Source organism: Curtobacterium sp. Curtsp57, assembly GCF_047324335.1.
GTDB lineage: Bacteria > Actinomycetota > Actinomycetes > Actinomycetales > Microbacteriaceae > Curtobacterium.
Genome location: NZ_CP168511.1, coordinates 3,228,797 through 3,243,656, shown reverse-complemented (window position 1 = coordinate 3,243,656; position 14,860 = coordinate 3,228,797). Strand labels below are relative to the sequence as shown.

Sequence of the window (14,860 nt, the reverse complement as noted above, 5' to 3'; positions counted from 1 at the left end):
AACTTTCCGTCCGCCGCTTTTCCCTAGGCTCAGAAAAAGCACGTTCCACGCCGCACCGCAGCGGCCGACCCGATGACGGGAGGTTCGACATGTCGCAATTCGTCCAGAGGTTCACGCAGGACGCCATCGTCGGTGAGCCCGAGGTCGTCGAGGACCGCCCGGACGTGCGCGAGGTCGCAGCACTTCCCGCGTGGCACCGCCTCAAGGACGCCGTCGTGTCGTTCCGATCCCTGCAGACGCAGGACGGCTCGATACCCGACCCGTCGGATCACCGGACCGCGTCCGGGTACCTGGCCACGATCCTCCCGGCCGTCGCCGAACTGGCACCGCACTTTCCGCACGATGCGGCGTACCTCGCTGCATTGCAGCGCGACTTCTCGCGGTGGGAACAGGAGGGATTCGGCGTCCCGGACTTCCTGGACTCCCTGACCGCGTTCCAGCCGCAACAGCACCGCGTGGACGGACTCGGCCACCTCGTCGTGTTCCCGATGGTCACGCAGAACGGCAGTTCCTCGCGGCTCGTCGAAGCCGTCCTGGTCGAGGTCATCTGGCCCGAGTTCATCGCGGAGCTGGAAGCCGGCGACTACGAGAACGCACTGTTCGTCGCACTCCGCTTCGTCGATTTCACCCCCGGCTACGACACGAACTCCGCGGTGCTGTTCCCGGAGACCGTCGCGATGCGGGAGATCCCGGCGTTCACGTGGGGCGCGATCTTCCAGGACCGCGAAGCCGCCCGCTACCGGCGGGTCGTCCGCGCCGCGGCGGACATCACCAAACTCGAGTTGCCCGCCGAAGCAGCCGCGATGCTCGACGACCAGGAACTCACGGAGCGCGTCTTCGTGATGTGGGACATCATCCACGACCGTTCCCACATGCGCGGCGATCTGCCGTTCGACCCGTTCATGATCAAGCAGCGGATGCCGTTCTTCCTCTACTCGCTCGAAGAACTCCGGTGCGATCTGACCGCATTCCGTGAATCGGTGCGGCTGGATCGAGAACTGTCCGCGCGCCCAGAACTCAGCAGCGCAGAACTCGCAATCCGCGACCATGCGCGGCTCGTGCAGTACGCCGTCGTCTTCGACCGCATCTTCCGGTTCGCGATCACCGGCAGCCGCGTCCGGAACTACGACGGGCTCGGCGGCCAACTGCTCTTCGCGTGGATGCACCAGCACGACGTCCTGCACTGGACGGACACGCAGCTCACGATCGACTGGGACGAGGTGCCGGACGTCATCATCGCGCTCAGCGACCAGATCAACGAGCTGTACTGGCGCTCCATCGATCGGCCGAAGTCGGCGCACTGGCTCGCCGCATACGAGATGCTGACCCGGACGCTCACGCCGCACCCGGCCTCCCGGTGGGCGCAGGGACTGCCCGCCGAGACGCTCGCCGGACCGCCGAAGGGCTACACCGACGCGGTGCTCGACGACGAGTTCCCGCTGTCGATGTTCTACGAGGCGCTCAACAAGAAGATGGCCGCGGTCATCGCGTCGACGGCCGGCATCACCGGCGCTTCGTCCGTCGCACCCGCCGACGTCGCGGACGCCGCGTGAGCGCTGGGCCCCTGGCCGGCCGCGTGGTGCTGATCGCGGGAGCGACCAGCGCCAGCGGCGCGGCCGTCGCGCGCGCACTCACCTCCGCCGGCGCGGCCGTCGTCGCCGTCGGCACGAGATCCGACGCACTGGAGGCACTGCGCACGTCCGTCCCGGGCGTCACCACCCACACGTGCGACCTCTCGGACCACGGTGCGGTCGTCTCGTTGGCCGCCGCGATCCACGATTCCGTCGGCCCGATCGACGGCCTGGTCCACCTCGTCGGCGGCTGGCGCGGTGGCGGTGGCCTCGCCGGCCAGTCCGACGAGGACTGGGACTTCTTCGACCGGGGCTTCCGGACCCTGCGGAACACGACCAGGGTGTTCGACGACGACCTCGTCGTGTCCGCGGCGGGACGGCTCGCGATCGTGTCGTCCACCGCGGTCGACTCCCCCACCGCCGGCGGCGCGAACTACGCCGCCGCCAAGGCCGCGGCCGACGCCTGGGTCCGTGCCGTGGCCCAGGGCTTCCGGAAGCGCGCGCCGCAGGCCGCAGCCGCGATCTTCGTCGTCCGTGCGCTCGACGGACTCGAGGAACGACTCGGCGACGAGGTCGTCCGGCTCTGGTCTGCCGCGCCCGCCGACGTGAACGGCGCTCGTCTCCCCATCTCCCCGTCGGCCCAGCCCCCTGCCGCCCCGCTCCCTAGGATGAACCAGTGACCCTCCAACTCCACGACCTGGACCTGCGGGGCTTCGCCTCCGACAATTACGCCGGCGTCCACCCCGAGATCCTCGACGCGATCGCCGCGGCCAACCAGGGCCACCAGATCGCCTACGGTGAAGACGTCTACACGGCGCGGCTCAACGACGTGATCCGGCAGCACTTCGGGGCGCAGGCAGAGGCGTTCCCGGTGTTCAACGGCACCGGTGCGAACGTCGTCGGACTGCAGTCGATGCTGCCGCGGTGGGGCGCCGTCGTGTGCACCTCGACCGCCCACATCCACACCGACGAGGCAGGGGCGCCGGAACGGGTCGGCGGCATGAAGCTCCTCACCGTCGACGCCCCGGACGGCAAGCTCACGCCCGAGCTGATCGACCGCGAGGCATGGGGCTGGGGCGACGAGCACCGTGCCCAGCCGCTCGTCGTGTCGATCACCCAGACCACCGAGCTCGGCACCGCGTACACCGTCGAGGAGATCCGGGCGATCGCGGACCACGTCCACCCGCTCGGCATGACGCTGCACATGGACGGCGCCCGCATCTCCAACGCCGCCGCGACCCTCGGGCTCCCCCTCCGCGACTTCACCACCGACGCCGGCGTCGACGTGCTGAGCTTCGGCGGCACCAAGAACGGGATGCTCTACGGCGAGGCGATCGTCGTGCTGAACCCCGCCGCGTCCGAGGGGCTGCAGTACCTCCGCAAGATGAACATGCAGCTCTCGTCGAAGATGCGGTTCGTGTCGGCGCAGCTCATCGCGCTCCTCACCGACGACCTGTACCTCCGCTCGGCCTCGCATGCGAACGCCATGGCGCAGCGGCTCCGTGGCGCACTCGAGGCCGGGATCGCCGACGGCAGCATCCAGGGCGTCGGGTTCAGCCAGGAGACGCAGGCGAACGGGGTGTTCGCGACGCTGCCGGCAGGCGTGGCCGATCGGCTGCGCGAACACTTCCGGTTCTACGACTGGGACGCCAGCCGGAACGAGGTGCGGTGGATGTGCTCGTTCGACACCTCGGAGCAGGACATCGACGCGTTCGTGGCGGCCCTCACGCGGGAGCTCGGCTGACTGCGTCGCCGATCAGTCCTGCGCCGTGGGTCGGATGATCACCTCGCCGACGTCGACACCCGCCGGCTGGGCGATCGCGTAGGCGACGGCAGCCGCCACCGCATCGGCGGGCATGGCGATCGCGGCCATCCGGGCCTCGAGCGCGGCGCGCTGCTCGGGGTCGTCCGTCTTCGTGACGCCCTCGGTGGCGGTGAAGCCGGGCGAGACGACCGTGACCCGGAGGTCGGGGCCGGCCTCTTGTCGCAGCGCTTCACTGAGGACCCGCACCGCGGTCTTGGTCGCCGCGTACACACCCTGCGCCGGCACGATGCGGTGCGCCGACGTCGAGGCCGTGTGCACGAAGTGCCCGAACCCCTGCTCGCGGAACACCGGCAGCGCTGCGGCGATCCCGTTGAGGACCCCGACCAGGTTGACGTCGACCATCTGCTGCCAGCCGTCGACGTCGAGGGCGTCGAACGGGGAGACCGCCATGCTGCCGGCGTTCTGGTGGAGCACGTCGAGGCGACCGAATCGGGACCGGGCCGACGCGACCAACGCGTGCAGCGCCTCCCGGCTGCGGACGTCGGTCTCGACCGCGACGGCTTCGCCGCCGACCGCGGTGATCCGTTCGACGACGGACGCGAGCCGGTCGACCCGGCGGGCGCCGAGCACGACCTTCGCGCCTGAGGCGGCGAGGCGGAGCGCTGTCGCCTCGCCGATGCCGCTCGATGCTCCGGTGACGGCGACGACCTTGCCCTGGATCCCCTCCATGGTCTTCCCTTCGCTAGAGTGAAGCGGACGCTTGTCCGCTTCATCGAGGGAGGCTACCGGACACATGTCCGCTTCGCAATCGGTCCGCCGCGCCGACGCTGAACGCAACCGCGCGCGACTCGTCGACGTCGCCCGGGAAGCACTGCGCGTCGAACCAGCGACGACCATGCAATCGGTGGCACGACTCGCCGGCGTCGGTCAGGGAACCATCTACCGCCATTTCCCCAGCCGGGAGGCCCTGCTCGCCGAGGTCTACCGCGGGGACTTCCAGGGACTGGTCGCGTCCGCACGCGACGCGGCAGGATCGCCCGACCAGCGGACGGCACTCCGGTCCTGGCTCGACGAGCTCGCCGCCTTCGGGTACCAGAAGCACGCCCTGGCCGACGTCCTGGACGCGGCCACCCGGCAGCAGTTGCACGACGAGCAGTACGACGAGATCGTCGACGCGATCGCCACACTGCTCGACGCCGGAGTGCGCGCCGACGTCCTCCGCCCGGACGTGTCACCACCCGACCTGCTCGCTCTCGTCGCGTTCCTCTGGCAGCTCGGGCCGTCGGCCGCCGACCGGGCACCGCACCTGCTCGACCTCGTCGTGGACGGACTGCGCGCCGGCCGCAACGCAACGTAGAATCCCGTGTGATCTCCGAGCATCCCGAGCCCAGCGGCATCCTCCCCGAGGACCTCCACGCCACCCTCCGGGTCCTCGAGCAGCTGCCCTCGATCGACGAGCGCCACCCCGACTTCGTGCGGGTTCGTCAGGCCACGGCGAAGATGTTCAAGGCCGTGAAGCGGGCGCACCGGCTCGAGAAGCGCGCGGTCATCGCGGAGGCCGACCGCCTGGTGATCGCCGCGACCGCGACCGGTGCCGCCGACCGCATCGACGACGAGACCCGCGGCGTCCCGATCAGCGCCTCGACCAGTGCCTCGACCGCCGGCACCCTCTTGAAGTCCCGCCCGTGCTACATGTGCAAGCAGCACTACACGGTGGTCGACGCGTTCTACCACCAGCTCTGCCCCTCGTGCGCCGCGATGAGCCACGCCAAGCGCGACGCCCGCACCGACCTGACGGGCAAGCGGGCACTGCTCACGGGCGGACGCGCGAAGATCGGCATGTACATCGCGCTCCGACTCCTCCGCGACGGGGCACACACCACCATCACGACACGATTCCCCCGCGATGCGGTGCGCCGGTTCTCGAGCCTCCCCGACTCCGCCGAGTGGATCTCGCGCCTCAAGGTCGTCGGCATCGACCTGCGCGACCCGGCCCAGGTGATCGGCCTCGCCGAGGACGTCGCCGCCGCTGGGCCCCTCGACATCCTGATCAACAACGCCACGCAGACCGTGCGCCGGTCGACCGGCGCGTACCAGCCCCTCGTCGACGCCGAACTCGCCCCGCTCCCCGACGGGCCGCTGCCCGAGCTCGTGACGTTCGGGCACACGAACGACCAGCACCCGCAGGCACTCGCCCGCTCGGTCACGGCGCACCCGATCCTCGCGGCCGCTGCTGCCCGCGCCGATGAACTCACCGAGCAGGCCATGACCCCCGGCTCGAGCTCGCTCGAACGGCTCGCGATGGGGACCGCGATCGACGCCGGTGGTCTCGTCCCGGACCTGCACGACGTGAACTCGTGGACGCAGCACGTCGACGAGGTCGACCCGCTGGAGATGCTCGAGGTGCAGCTGGCCAACACCACCGCGCCGTTCATCCTGATCTCGAAGCTCCGCCCGTCCATGGCGGCGAGCGAGTCGAAGCGCACCTACGTGGTGAACGTCAGCGCCATGGAAGGCGTGTTCGGCCGCGCCTACAAGGGGCCAGGGCACCCGCACACGAACATGGCGAAGGCCGCGGTCAACATGCTGACGCGCACGAGTGCCCAGGAGATGTTCGAGACCGACGGCATCCTGATGACGAGCGTCGACACCGGGTGGATCACCGACGAGCGGCCGCACCCCACGAAGGTCCGTCTGGCGGAAGAGGGCTTCCATGCTCCGCTCGACCTGGTCGACGGGGCTGCCCGTGTCTACGACCCGATCGTCCGCGGCGAGGCGGGCGACGACGTGTTCGGTGTCTTCCTGAAGGACTACGAGCCCAGCTCGTGGTGAGGCGCTGGCACACGGCGCGCACGGCCGCCTGCCCTCGGTCGTGACGTCGACGCCGCTCGACTGCACACGACTTACCAAGACCACAGCCGTGGCTCATGGGCGGCCGATGACGGTCGCTGACGATCGTCGTCATGACCACCCACGCACCCGACGTCACCGCGCCGCACCCACCGTCGGCGAGGGCCGCAGCCAGCGCTGCCCGCCCCACGGTCAGCCATCGACTGCGACGACTGGTCCGCGGCCGGGGTGATGCCGCTCGGTGGGAGCGTCCGGCGTTGCTCGGCCTGCTGCTGGCGACGGGTGTGCTCTACGTCGTGAACCTCGACGTGAACGGCTGGGCGAACGCCTTCTACTCCGCGGCGGTGCAGGCCGGAAGCCAGAGCTGGGAGGCGTTCTTCTACGGATCGTCCGACGCCGCGAACGCCATCACTGTGGACAAGCCGCCCGCCTTCCTCTGGGTGATCGGGATCTCGGTCCGACTCTTCGGGCTGAACTCGTGGGCGATCCTGCTGCCCCAGGCGCTGATGGGGGTCGCGTCGGTGGCCGTCCTGTACCGGATCGTGCGTCGTCGGTTCTCAGCCGGTGCGGCACTCGTCGCCGGCACGGTGCTCGCCACCACCCCGGTCGCGACACTGATGTTCCGCTACGACAACCCGGACGCGCTGCTCGTCCTGCTCACGATCGGAGCGATCGCCCTCACCCTGCGCGGCATCGAGTCCGGGCGGATGCGCTGGGTCGTGTGGGCCGGCGTGCTCGTCGGACTCGGCTTCCTGACGAAGCAGCTGCAGGCGTTCCTCGTGCTGCCACCCCTGGTCGGCGTGTACCTCGTCGCGTCGCCCCGTCCGCTGCTCCGCCGGTTCGGCCACTTGGCGGCCGCTGCCGCCGCGCTCGTCGTGTCCGCCGGATGGTGGGTCGCGATCGTCGAGCTCGTCCCGGCTTCGGCCCGCCCGTACATCGGCGGGTCACAGACGAACAGCTTCCTCGAGCTGACCTTCGGCTACAACGGCCTCGGTCGGGTCACCGGCGACGAGACCGGCAGCGTCGTCCCCGGAGGGACCACCGGCGCGGGCTCCTGGGGCTCGACCGGCCTGACGCGGCTGTTCGGTTCGGAGTTCGGCACCCAGGTCACGTGGCTCCTGCCGACCGCGCTGCTGTTGCTCGTCGTGTCGCTCGTCGCCGTCGGCGCCCGGCGCCGCAGCGACCCACGCCAGGCGACCGTGCTGGTGCTCGGTGGTTCGCTGCTCGTCACCGGAGCGGTCTTCAGCTTCATGGGCGGGATCTTCCACCCGTACTACACCGTCGCTCTCGCCCCCTACATCGCCGGCCTGGTGGGCATCGGTGCAGGACTCGTGTGGCAGCGCCGGGCGGTGCTCGCGTGGCGGATCGCGACGTCGGTGATCGTGGCCGTCTCCGGGGCCTGGTCCTTCGCGCTGCTGACCCAGGCGTCGCCGTGGCAGCCGTGGATCCGCTGGGTGGTGTTGGCCGCGACGGCGGGCGGGGCGGTGCTGGTCCTGGTGCCCCCGCGAGGCCGGCGTGTGGCGTCGGCCACGATCGCGGTGGTGCTCGTCGCGGCACTGCTCGGGCCGACGGCGTTCTCGGTGCAGACCACCACGGTGGGACACACCGGCGCACTTCCCTCCGCCGGCCCGAGCGTGACGTCGGCGGGTCCAGGCGGCGGCATCGGTGGGCCCGGCGGTGTCGGCGGCGGGCAACCCGGGCAGCAGCAGGCACCCGGTGGTCAGGCACCCGGTGGTCAGGCACCGGGTGGTCAGGCACCCGGTGGTCAGGCACCCGGTGGTCAGGCTCCCGGCCAGCTCCAGGGTGATGGCACCGCTGCGGGTGCCGGTGGTGGCACGAACCTGCTCGGTGGTTCGACGGAGGTGTCCGAGAAGGTCGTGGCGGCGCTCTCCGCCGACGCCGACGACTACACCTGGGCGGCCGCGACCGTCGGCTCGAACAGCGCCGCCACCTACCAGCTCGCGACGGGCGACCCGGTGATGGCGATCGGCGGGTACAACGGCACCGATCCTTCGCCGACGCTGTCGGAGTTCACGACCTTGGTCGCCGAAGGGAGAGTGCACTGGTTCATCGGCAGCTCCACGAACACCAGCGGCAGCAGCGGGAGCGATGCCGCCGCGAAGATCGCGGCGTGGGTCGCCGCGAACTTCGACGCGCAGACCGTCGGTGGCGTCACGATGTACGACCTGACCAGCGGTGCTTGACCCGGCAACGGCCGGACAGGAGGCACGGTGGCAGCCCGCACCGCGCCTCCTGTCCGGGGTCGTCAGCGCAGGTTCTCCTCGACAGCCAGGTTCTTCTGCACCGCGAACTGCGTGCGGTGCAGTTCCTCGTACCGGCCGCCGGCAGCCAACAGTTCCTCGTGCGTGCCGCGCTCCACGATCGACCCGTCCTCGACCACGAGGATCAGGTCAGCGCTGCGGATGGTCGACAGGCGGTGTGCGATGACCATCGCGGTCCGCCCCTCCAGCGCCTCGCTCAGTGCTGCCTGCACGGCAGCCTCGGAGGTCGAGTCGAGCGCTGCAGTTGCCTCGTCGAGGATGACGACACGCGGCTGCGCGAGCAGCAGTCTCGCGATGGTCATCCGCTGGCGTTCGCCACCGGACAGCCGGTAGCCGCGCTCCCCCACCATCGTGTCCAGCTGGTCGGGCAGGGACCGGATGAGCGGCTCGAGCCGGGCACGGCGGACGGCGTCCCAGACCTCGTCGTCGGATGCCTCCGGGCGGGCGAGGCGCAGGTTGGAGCGGATGGTCTCGTGGAACAGGTGGCCGTCCTGCGTCACCATGCCGAGCGAGTGCCGCATCGACACGAAGGTGACGTCGCGGACGTCCTTCCCGGCCAGCCGCACCGCCCCGCTGTCGACGTCGTACAGCCGCGACAGAAGCTGCGCGATCGTGGACTTGCCGGCGCCGGAGGTCCCGACGAGCGCGACGGTCTGCCCTGGCTCGATGCGGAAGGACACACCGTGCAGGACCTCTTCGCCACCGCGGGTGTCCAGCGTCGACACCTCTTCGAGTGAGGCGAGCGACACCTTGTCCGCCGACGGGTACGCGAAGCGGACGTCGTCGAACTCCACCGACACCGGGCCGTCCGGGACGGTGCCCGCGTCGGGCTTCTCCTGGATGAGCGGTTCGAGGTCCAGCACTTCGAAGACCCGCTCGAAGCTGACCACAGCGCTCATGATCTCGACCCGCGCGTTCGCCAGGCTGGTCAGCGGGGCGTAGAGGCGGGTGAGCAGCAGGGCGAGCGTCACCACGTCACCGGTGTTCAGCTGCCCACCGAGTGCAAGGGAACCGCCGACCCCGTAGACGAGCGCGAGCGCGAGCGCGGAGACGAGCGTGAGCGCGGTGACGAAGACGAACTGCAGCAGGGCGCTCCGGACGCCGATGTCGCGGACGCGAGCGGCGCGCACCCGGAACTCCTCCGCCTCTTCGTCGGGACGACCGAACAGCTTGACGAGGGTGGCGCCTGGCGCCGAGAACCGCTCGGTCATCTGCGTGCTCATCGCTGCGTTGTGATCAGCGGCCTCGCGCCGGAGCGCAGCGAGCCGACTGCCCACCCGGCGTGCTGGGATGAGGAAGATCGGGAGCATGACCACCGCGAGCACGGTCACGAGCCACGACGTGCTGAGCATGACGGCGAGGGTGAGAATCAGCGCCACGATGTTCGTGACCACGCCGGACAGCGTGCCGCTGAAGGCCTGCTGCGCGCCGATCACGTCGTTGTTGAGACGGCTGACGAGCGCGCCCGTCCGCGTCCGGGTGAAGAAGGCGATCGGCATCTTCTGCACGTGGTTGAAGACGGCGGTGCGGAGGTCGAGGATCACACCCTCGCCGATCCGTGCCGAGTACCAGCGGGTCACGAGCGACGCGGCGGCGTCGGCGACCGCGACCAGGGCGATGACGACGGCGAGCCAGACGATCGTGCCGACTGCCCCCTTGGCAGCGATGACGTCGACGACCTGGCCTGCGAGCACCGGCGTCGCGACTGCCAGGAACGCCCCGACGACGGACAGCAGGATGAAGACCACCAACTTGGCCCGGTACGGCACGGCGAACGTCATGATCCGTCGGACGGACTCACGGGAGATGCCGTGCTTGCCGTCCCTGGCGGTCGAGATCTTGTACAGCGAGCTCCAGGCCGCGCCTTCCATGCTCATGGCTGTTCCTTCCGTGGGCTCCGGACCGAGGGGAGTTGGCTCGGCGCCCGAGTGGCAAGGATACGGGCGGCCAGCGACAATCCTGCGACCGGGCCCCGCAACGGACGGGGCCCCGCGTTTCGTGCGCTCGATAGCATTCCGTCGTGGCACAAGTCGTCGTCTTCGCCCTCCGCGCGTCCCTCGACGCACACCGTGCCGCTCTCTCGGACGCGATCCACGGCGCGATCATGCAGGCGCTCGACTACCCGCCAGAGAAGCGGTTCCAGCGGTTCATCGGCCTTGACCCCGCCGACTTCGTCCATCCGGAAGACCGGGGTCCTCACTACACGATCATCGAGATCTCGATGTTCGAGGGCAGGAGCGAGGCAGCGAAGCGAACCCTCATCAGCGAGCTCTTCGCTCGAATCGAATCCGCTGTCGGCATCTCGCCGCACAGTGTCGAGATAACGATCACCGAGACGCCCAAGGTGAACTGGGGCATCCGGGGCCGGAACGCCGCAGACCTCGCGCTCGACTACACCGTCGAGGTCTGAGCCTGAATCGCGCGGTCCTACGCTGTCGACATGGTGGGATCTCGGAACGGGGCAATGACGAGCTGGCTACGCCGAGCGCCGCTTCCGGCTGTGGTCGTCGTCGCCGGCGCAGTCCTCGCGGTCGGGATGTTCAGCCTCGGGAAGGTCAGGTACAGCTACGTCAGCTGGGGATCGGTGGCTTTCGCATCAGTGGCCGCGATCCCGTTGGGTGTCGCGGTCGCTGCCACCGTTGCGTGGGTCGGGGTCGTCGTGAGGAACCGCGCGGAGCATGAACTCGCGGCGCATCCGGTGCGCCGCGCATCGGTCGTCGTGGGAGCGCTGGCCTTCGTCGCTGCCGTCATCGGCGGTCTGCTGCTGACTGTCGGTGGGTGGCAACTCGTTCTTCCGGCGGCGGCCGTCTGCGGTTGCCTGGCCGCGGGATGCGCAGGGGTCGTCCTGCGACGACCGAGAGCAGTCACTCGAGACGACGAGTCGGATCGCCACGAGGCAGCGCGCGCCCGGTAGCCGATCGGTGAGCGAGACGGCGGCGCGGCCCCCTCAGTATTCGAGCGCTGGCCACTCCGACAGACGGGAGAAGCGAGGACGCAGCGGTGCGGGCTCATCATCATCCATCACTCGGACCTCCGTGAGCACCGTGACCTCGCTCGTGCCGTACCAGCGGTGCGCGATGCCGTCCCCTTCGTCGATGACCACCGTCACGCGGTCCGCCGGATCGCGCTCGTGCTCGCAGGTCACAAGCAGCCAGTGCCCGCGGATCCGTTGCACCAGGACCGGCACGACGCTCGCGGGCGAACCCCACATCGGCAGGAGCTCCGGGGTGAGCAGCCGAACCGGAGGAGCTACCGTGCCGCTGCGGGCGAAGCCGACTTCCACCGGCCCGTCGATCGAGTGCAGGACACCATCCGCATACTGATCGCGGTGACGATCGCCTTGCCGGTCGCACGTCCAGCTCTCGTCGCGCTCGTCGACGACGAGCTGGAACTGCCGCGCCTGCGCCGAGCCGCCCCGCATCATGGTCACCCCGCGAGCGAGTCGTCGAGCAGGGCGCCGAAGCGCGGCGACCTCCGCCATGAGGTCCGGGCTGTCGGTTGCAGCCAGAACGGTGTCGAAACGCACGACCTCGATCTTGCGCCAACGGGCGCTGACGCCGCGAGAACAGGGTCTCGACAGCCGGTCGTTCACCGGACGTCTGAAGCCGATCGGCAAGAGGCCATCAGGTGAGGAGTTCGACCGCTACGCGAAGGCGTTCGAGGTACTCCTCGCGTGTGACGACCTGATGGATCAGCCCGACCGAGACGCTGTTCAGGGTCTGCGCGACCGACGCACCGTTCGTCATCTCGCGGCAGACAGCGGCCTCCACGAAATTGGCAAACCGGCTTGGCGCTGCCCGGGCAACGTCGTCGAGCAAGAACGGATTGTCCGCGATGACTGTCGGCACGTCACGCACCATCGGACCGACATACCTCCCCGCCCAGCGATCGAAGGCGGCCACGAGCCGATCCTGGAACGGCATCGTGTCGTCCGCGAGGGTCGCTTCGACGGCGGCGAGATCTGACGACAGTACGTGCGACACGGCCTCGCGGAACAAGGCTTCTTTCGACTCGAACAGGAAGTACAGGCCCGGTCGCGAGATCCGTGCGGCCCTCGCGATCGCTTCCATCGACGCGCCTCGGTAGCCCACGCGAGCGAATGTCTCGAGCGCGGACTCCAGCACCGAACGTCGGCGGCTGTCTTCGATGTGAGGAGTGGAAGCAGGCACGCCACAAGGCTACTCGCGTCTATACTCACTTTACAGATCATGTCTACTGCGTATAGTGACGGCATGACCTCCCCGTTGATCACCACCCGGTTCGCCGCGAGCAGCACCGCGGCCGACGTCGTCAAGGGGCTCGACCTCCACGGGGTCCGAGCTGTCGTCACCGGGGCATCCTCCGGACTCGGGGTCGAGACTGCCCGTGCGCTCACGGCCGCCGGTGCCTCCGTGACGCTCGCAGTGCGAAACCCCGCCGCCGGCGCGAACGTCGCGGCCATGATCGAGGCATCGACGATGCGCCGTCCGGTCGTCACCCGGCTCGACCTGGCCGACGTCGGCTCCATCACGGCTTTCGTCAACGCATGGGACAAGCCGCTGCACCTGTTGGTGAACAACGCCGGGCTCGTCACGGCCGGCCTCGAGCGCACCATGGCCGGCCGCGAGCTCCAGTTCGCCACGAACCACCTCGGACACCACGCACTCGCGTCCGGTTTGCACCGGGCCCTCGCAGCAGGCGCCATGGGCCGTGGCGAAGCCCGCGTCGTGGCACTCAGCTCGACCGCGCACATGCGCGCGGGGATCGACTTCGACGACCTCGACTTCGACGACCGCCCCTACAACCCCCAGACTGCATACGCGCAGTCAAAGACCGCGAACTCCCTCTTCGCAGTCGAAGCCACGCGAAAGTGGGCAGATGACGGCATCACTGCCAACGCCGTCAATCCCGGCGGGATCGTCACCGGACTGCAACGCAACTTCTCCGAGCAGCAGAGAGCGTCCCTCAACGCAGCCGAAGCAGCAGGCGTGTTCACCTACAAGACCATCGAACAGGGCGCCGCGACGACGATGGTCGCCGCGGTCTCGGATGAGTTCGCCCACACGGGCGGCCACTACCTCGACGACTGCCGAGAGGCATACACCGTGCCCGACGACGCAGCGATGGCGGACCATCCGCACGGCGTGAAGGCGTGGGCACTCGACCCCGCACTCGCGCAGCGGCTCTGGACCGTCTCGAACGAGCTCCTCAGCAGCTGAAGCGACCCAGCCAGCAGCGTCCCCACGGAGAATCGGTCACCAAGACGGCGGCTCAGGGGAGCGTTCGCTTCCACCCTGGTGCAGGACCGCCCGCTCCTCGGACTCGGTGAGACCTGACCGACGAGGCCGGGAGACGCCACGGGACCGTTCGTCATCGAGCACATCGGCGAGGGTCTCGTCCAGTGGCCGAGCGACTCCGCCCGCCTCCTGGAACGCGCGAGCCGACCGCTGGGCGAACGCCGCGTCCGAGTGCGGGAGCCACAGTGGCAGCGAACGAGGACCCGCCCAGTAGCGGACGTCCTGGGCGAGCAGTGCGTCGTCGTCGACTTCCACGAGGTCATCGTCGAAGCCCGCGATGTCGGCCGCGCTGCGGAAGAAGTCGCGCATCGGGTGCGCCTCCCCGACGGCGTTGACGACACCCGTGTGGCCTGCTCGTCCCGCCTGACCGATCCAGGCGGCGAGGTCGTCGACGTCGATCACCTGAACGAACCGACCGGAGGCCGTCGGCACCAGGGCCGGACCGCTCCTGCTGAACCGCGCTGGCCAGTACCCGAACCGGTCGCTGGGATCGCCTGGGCCGACGATGAGCCCGGGCCGTCCGATCAGGAGACGGGAACCGAGACGGGCCGCACTGCTTCGTTCCGCTGCGACCTTCGCATCCGCGTACTCCGTCAGGTCAGTCGGTTCCACGAGCAGTGCTGACTCGTCAGCATCCGGCTCATCGTTTCGGGCGTACACGGACACGGAGGACACCAGGGTCCAGTGGGCCGCGCGATGCGCGAGTGCGTCGAGGGCGGGCTCGACGAGATCGACCTCGCACGAGAGCTCGATGACCTCGTCCCAGTCGCCGCCCAACGCCTCGTAGGCGCCTGGTCCTCGACGATCCACGCGGATCAGTTCGGCTCCGTCGGGCACACCGCCCGACTCACCGCGAGCAAGGCAGGTGACGACGGCTCCTGCACCGAGGAGATCGCGGACGATCGCGCGACCGAGCCACCCTGTTCCGCCCAGCACCAGCGCACGCATACGCGGAGTCAATCGTGCTGGGCGTCGCTCCGTCCGCCAGTCCGCGATGAGCGAAACTCGGCTGTCTCGTTCGCGATCGACCGAAGGACAGCGAGCTGAGCCTTGCTGTCGCTGTCGGGCTCGCCGTGATCGGCCTCATCTGGACGCTCCTGTCCCTCTTCGGCCATC

General features: G+C 69.5%; 14 protein-coding genes. 9 read left to right on the top strand and 5 right to left on the bottom strand.

Translation table 11 applies throughout. The features are described 5' to 3' along the window. The first annotated feature begins 89 nt into the window (after window positions 1-89). Genes ACEN9V_RS15675 through ACEN9V_RS15665 form a run of 3 tightly spaced genes read left to right on the top strand, consistent with a single transcriptional unit; the run spans window position 90 to window position 3,315 of the window. A complete protein-coding gene (locus tag ACEN9V_RS15675) occupies window positions 90-1,553 on the top strand; it encodes a DUF6421 family protein (RefSeq protein ID WP_413601075.1) in 1,464 nt (487 codons plus the stop codon). Next, a complete protein-coding gene (locus tag ACEN9V_RS15670) occupies window positions 1,550-2,251 on the top strand; it encodes an SDR family NAD(P)-dependent oxidoreductase (RefSeq protein ID WP_413601074.1) in 702 nt (233 codons plus the stop codon). Before ACEN9V_RS15675 ends, ACEN9V_RS15670 begins: the two co-directional genes overlap by 4 nt. Next, window positions 2,248-3,315 carry a threonine aldolase family protein gene (locus ACEN9V_RS15665; RefSeq protein WP_413601073.1) on the top strand — a complete coding sequence of 356 codons (1,068 nt, stop codon included), beginning with the start codon at window positions 2,248-2,250 and terminating at the stop codon, window positions 3,313-3,315. The genes ACEN9V_RS15670 and ACEN9V_RS15665 overlap by 4 nt, the downstream gene beginning before the upstream one ends. Before the next feature lie 12 nt (window positions 3,316-3,327). Here ACEN9V_RS15665 and ACEN9V_RS15660 read toward each other — a convergent pair whose 3' ends face one another. Further along, window positions 3,328-4,065: an SDR family oxidoreductase gene (locus ACEN9V_RS15660; protein ID WP_413601072.1), complete on the bottom strand. Its 738-nt coding sequence runs from the start codon at window positions 4,063-4,065 to the stop codon at window positions 3,328-3,330. Window positions 4,066-4,129: 64 nt separating this feature from the next. Between ACEN9V_RS15660 and ACEN9V_RS15655 the strand changes: the two genes are divergently transcribed. The 3 genes from ACEN9V_RS15655 to ACEN9V_RS15645 all read left to right on the top strand — a co-directional run bounded on the left by ACEN9V_RS15655 (window position 4,130) and on the right by ACEN9V_RS15645 (window position 8,390). Beyond that, window positions 4,130-4,693: a TetR/AcrR family transcriptional regulator gene (locus tag ACEN9V_RS15655; RefSeq protein ID WP_413601071.1), complete on the top strand. Its 564-nt coding sequence runs from the start codon at window positions 4,130-4,132 to the stop codon at window positions 4,691-4,693. 8 nt (window positions 4,694-4,701) lie between these two features. After that, a complete protein-coding gene (locus tag ACEN9V_RS15650; RefSeq protein WP_413601070.1) occupies window positions 4,702-6,168 on the top strand; it encodes an SDR family NAD(P)-dependent oxidoreductase in 1,467 nt (488 codons plus the stop codon). 131 nt (window positions 6,169-6,299) lie between these two features. Beyond that, complete coding sequence (locus tag ACEN9V_RS15645; protein WP_413601069.1) at window positions 6,300-8,390, top strand: ArnT family glycosyltransferase; 2,091 nt, start codon at window positions 6,300-6,302, stop codon at window positions 8,388-8,390. 62 nt (window positions 8,391-8,452) lie between these two features. Here the strand turns inward: ACEN9V_RS15645 and ACEN9V_RS15640 are convergent, their stop codons facing one another. Beyond that, window positions 8,453-10,345, bottom strand: a complete 1,893-nt coding sequence (locus ACEN9V_RS15640; protein WP_413601068.1) for an ABC transporter ATP-binding protein — start codon at window positions 10,343-10,345, stop codon at window positions 8,453-8,455. A gap of 143 nt (window positions 10,346-10,488) precedes the next feature. Here ACEN9V_RS15640 and ACEN9V_RS15635 point away from each other — a divergent pair, with 143 nt between their 5' ends. Next, complete coding sequence (locus tag ACEN9V_RS15635) at window positions 10,489-10,878, top strand: tautomerase family protein (RefSeq protein ID WP_413601067.1); 390 nt, start codon at window positions 10,489-10,491, stop codon at window positions 10,876-10,878. A 30-nt stretch (window positions 10,879-10,908) separates the two neighbouring features. Then, window positions 10,909-11,382 (top strand): hypothetical protein, encoded by a 474-nt coding sequence (locus ACEN9V_RS15630; RefSeq protein ID WP_413601066.1) that lies wholly within the window; start codon window positions 10,909-10,911, stop codon window positions 11,380-11,382. A gap of 33 nt (window positions 11,383-11,415) precedes the next feature. Here ACEN9V_RS15630 and ACEN9V_RS15625 read toward each other — a convergent pair whose 3' ends face one another. Next, a complete protein-coding gene (locus ACEN9V_RS15625; protein WP_413601065.1) occupies window positions 11,416-12,060 on the bottom strand; it encodes a hypothetical protein in 645 nt (214 codons plus the stop codon). A gap of 31 nt (window positions 12,061-12,091) precedes the next feature. Beyond that, window positions 12,092-12,637, bottom strand: coding sequence for a TetR/AcrR family transcriptional regulator (locus ACEN9V_RS15620; protein WP_413601064.1), 546 nt, complete (start codon window positions 12,635-12,637; stop codon window positions 12,092-12,094). Between the two features lie 63 nt (window positions 12,638-12,700). Here ACEN9V_RS15620 and ACEN9V_RS15615 point away from each other — a divergent pair, with 63 nt between their 5' ends. Further along, window positions 12,701-13,666 (top strand): SDR family NAD(P)-dependent oxidoreductase, encoded by a 966-nt coding sequence (locus ACEN9V_RS15615; protein WP_413601063.1) that lies wholly within the window; start codon window positions 12,701-12,703, stop codon window positions 13,664-13,666. 36 nt (window positions 13,667-13,702) lie between these two features. Here ACEN9V_RS15615 and ACEN9V_RS15610 read toward each other — a convergent pair whose 3' ends face one another. Continuing rightward, window positions 13,703-14,692 (bottom strand): NAD-dependent epimerase/dehydratase family protein, encoded by a 990-nt coding sequence (locus tag ACEN9V_RS15610; protein ID WP_413601062.1) that lies wholly within the window; start codon window positions 14,690-14,692, stop codon window positions 13,703-13,705. Between the last annotated feature and the right edge of the window lie 168 nt (window positions 14,693-14,860).

Bases quoted from the DNA above. Each gene is read 5' to 3' on its own strand.
- ACEN9V_RS15675 (WP_413601075.1), top strand. From the start codon at position 90: ATGTCGCAATTCGTCCAGAGGTTCACGCAGGACGCCATCGTCGGTGAG.
- ACEN9V_RS15660 (WP_413601072.1), bottom strand. From the start codon at position 4,065: ATGGAGGGGATCCAGGGCAAGGTCGTCGCCGTCACCGGAGCATCGAGC.
- ACEN9V_RS15655 (WP_413601071.1), top strand. From the start codon at position 4,130: ATGTCCGCTTCGCAATCGGTCCGCCGCGCCGACGCTGAACGCAACCGC.
- ACEN9V_RS15645 (WP_413601069.1), top strand. From the start codon at position 6,300: ATGACCACCCACGCACCCGACGTCACCGCGCCGCACCCACCGTCGGCG.
- ACEN9V_RS15640 (WP_413601068.1), bottom strand. From the start codon at position 10,345: ATGAGCATGGAAGGCGCGGCCTGGAGCTCGCTGTACAAGATCTCGACC.
- ACEN9V_RS15630 (WP_413601066.1), top strand. From the start codon at position 10,909: ATGGTGGGATCTCGGAACGGGGCAATGACGAGCTGGCTACGCCGAGCG.
- ACEN9V_RS15615 (WP_413601063.1), top strand. From the start codon at position 12,701: ATGACCTCCCCGTTGATCACCACCCGGTTCGCCGCGAGCAGCACCGCG.
- ACEN9V_RS15610 (WP_413601062.1), bottom strand. From the start codon at position 14,692: ATGCGTGCGCTGGTGCTGGGCGGAACAGGGTGGCTCGGTCGCGCGATC.